We start from the raw sequence: 2298 nt of genomic DNA on the forward strand, positions 1-2298 counted from the left end.
AAGCAGAACGCTCACTCTATCCAGAGCCATTTGTGAAAATAGTTATTTTTCTTTTGAAGGAATGGTATTATAATACTTTTGGGACACTAAGAAAAAATATGCCCCAAGGTAACAGCATTTGGAATTTGTCTGCAAATTAACAGGAGGTAGGAAAATGAAAATTTTGTTTTATGACACCAAAAGCTATGACAGGGATTCCTTTGACGCAGCTTTGAACAAAGCAGAGAATAACCATATTGAAATCGAATATATCAAATCTGATTTAGACCCGAGAACCGCCGCCCTTGCGGAGGGGTGCGATGCAGTCTGCGCCTTTGTAAGCTCTGATGTGGGCGCTAAAACCTTAGAAATTCTTCATGAAAAAAAGGTGGGGCTGGTGCTCATGCGCTGTGCAGGCTTCAACAACGTGGATTTGGAGAAGGCAGAAGAATACGGTATCCGCGTTATGCGGGTTCCCGGCTATTCCCCCGAGGCCGTGGCAGAGCATGCCATCGCTTTGGCACTGGCATGCAACAGACGCCTTTATAAGGCTTACAATAAGGTACGGGAAAACGACTTCAGCCTAAGCGGCCTGATGGGCTTTAATTTTTATGAAAAGACCGCCGGCATCATCGGCACCGGAAAAATCGGAGCGGCTATGTGCCGTATCTGCCGGGGCTTCGGTATGCGGGTGATCGCCTATGACGTATATGAGAATCCTGCCTTGAAGGATTTTGTGGAATATGTGTCCCTGGATGAGCTGCTGGCGCAAAGCGATCTTATTTCCCTCCACTGTCCTTTGATGGATTCCACTTATCACATGATAAATATTGATACCATCAAAAAAATGAAGGACGGCGTCATTTTGGTGAACACCTCCAGGGGCGCCCTGGTAAAAACCGACGACCTCATCGAAGGTATCCGCATGCATAAATTTGCGGGAGTCGGGCTGGATGTATACGAGGAAGAGACCCCAAATGTTTTTGAGGACCGCTCCGATGAAATCCTGGAGCATTCCACCACGGCCAGGCTGCTTTCCTTCCCCAATGTAATGATCACCTCCCATCAGGGATTTTTCACAAAGGAGGCGCTTAGTGCCATCGCAGAGACCACTCTGCAGAATGCAAGGGATTATCTGAGCGGACAGCCCAGCCAGAATGTCGTAAAATAGGCGGTGTGCTCAATGCTTTTTTAAGAGCCGGCACCCCATTCTTGACGCCATGCCGGCATGGGGTGAGGCTTACAAAATCCCAGAACAGTTAAAAATAACGGGGCAGATTTCAAGCGTCTGTCCCGTTATCTACTACATATCATTGCAGGCCGTTTTTCAATCTAAATGGAAAACCGGCTTCAAATCAATGCTCACCGGGCTGTTGTCCGGATTGGTCTCCATAATATCCGCCATAAAATCCCACCATTTGCGGTTTATGGCGGTGTCCGCTCCCTTGGCCCAAAGCTCTTCATCCTCGATCTCGATATAGCCAAACAAGGTCAAGGTCTCCTGGTCCAGAAAGATACTGTAATTTTTGCCCCCATGCTCATGGATCATATCCTGCATTTCCGGCCAGAGCTCATTATGCCTCTTCTCATATTCCGCTTCCTTGCCGGGATATAGCTTCATTTTAAAGCCCTTTATCATAGCTGTCGCCTCCTGTGTCTCTTTTTAGCTACTTCTATTTTATCATGGATTCTGAGAAACACAACCAGTATCTTTCCTCCGGGAACAGCTTCTAAACAGCAGGAGCAGCAAAGCAACGGACAATGCGCCCGCCACTGCAGTAATCAAAACGCCCGCTGCCGGCGTTCCCCCTATAGGAAGATAAGGAAGCACCACCCCTCCTAAATTAAACATTATATGTAACACCACTGCCGCAAGGACGGAGCGTGTTTTCCATGCCACTGCGCAAAACAAAAGCCCCAGCAAGAAGGCATATGCCATCCACAGGATCTGTCCGTGCACTAAGCCGAAGGCCGCTGAGCTGACTGCTGCAGCTGCAGCCACAGGCACCGCTTTTCTCATTCGGGAAAAAATCATGCCCCGGAAAATCACCTCTTCTGCCACGGGAGCCGCCACGATCTGCGCCACAACCGTCAAAAGCGTCGTGCTTCCAAAAACCCCTGTGACCTCCTGCATATAATCCGCAAGCATCCACTCCGGCAAAAGCCCCAGTCCAAAGGAGACAAATACATTCAAAGAAAGTCCCAGCAAGAGCAGAAGAGGAAGAATACGCAGGGGAAATGCCGAAAGATTGGCCTCCACAGCAAGCTTTTTTTTACGGATCAAAAAGAACAGCCAAAGGAACAGCACCGTCAAACCAT

3 protein-coding genes are annotated in these 2298 nt (G+C 48.5%); 1 reads left to right on the forward strand and 2 read right to left on the reverse strand.

All coding sequences use genetic code 11. From position 1 onward, the window contains the following. The first annotated feature begins 154 nt into the window (after positions 1 to 154). Positions 155 to 1150, forward strand: coding sequence for a 2-hydroxyacid dehydrogenase (locus tag AC1WIP_RS14740; protein WP_481142541.1), 996 nt, complete (start codon positions 155 to 157; stop codon positions 1148 to 1150). 156 nt (positions 1151 to 1306) lie between these two features. Here the strand turns inward: AC1WIP_RS14740 and rhaM are convergent, their stop codons facing one another. Next, on the reverse strand, positions 1307 to 1618 hold the full coding sequence (gene rhaM, locus AC1WIP_RS14745; protein ID WP_318703118.1) for an L-rhamnose mutarotase: 312 nt from the start codon (positions 1616 to 1618) through the stop codon (positions 1307 to 1309). 42 nt (positions 1619 to 1660) lie between these two features. Next, positions 1661 to 2298: CPBP family intramembrane glutamic endopeptidase (locus tag AC1WIP_RS14750; RefSeq protein WP_481142542.1), on the reverse strand; the 638-nt coding region annotated here is incomplete at its 5' end.

The sequence above is a fragment of the Acetatifactor sp. genome (genome assembly GCF_982438285.1).

What these genes read in the sequence shown, in the direction of transcription:
- AC1WIP_RS14740 (WP_481142541.1), top strand. Translation starts at nt 155, where the DNA reads ATGAAAATTTTGTTTTATGACACCAAAAGCTATGACAGGGATTCCTTT.
- rhaM (WP_318703118.1), bottom strand. Translation starts at nt 1,618, where the DNA reads ATGATAAAGGGCTTTAAAATGAAGCTATATCCCGGCAAGGAAGCGGAA.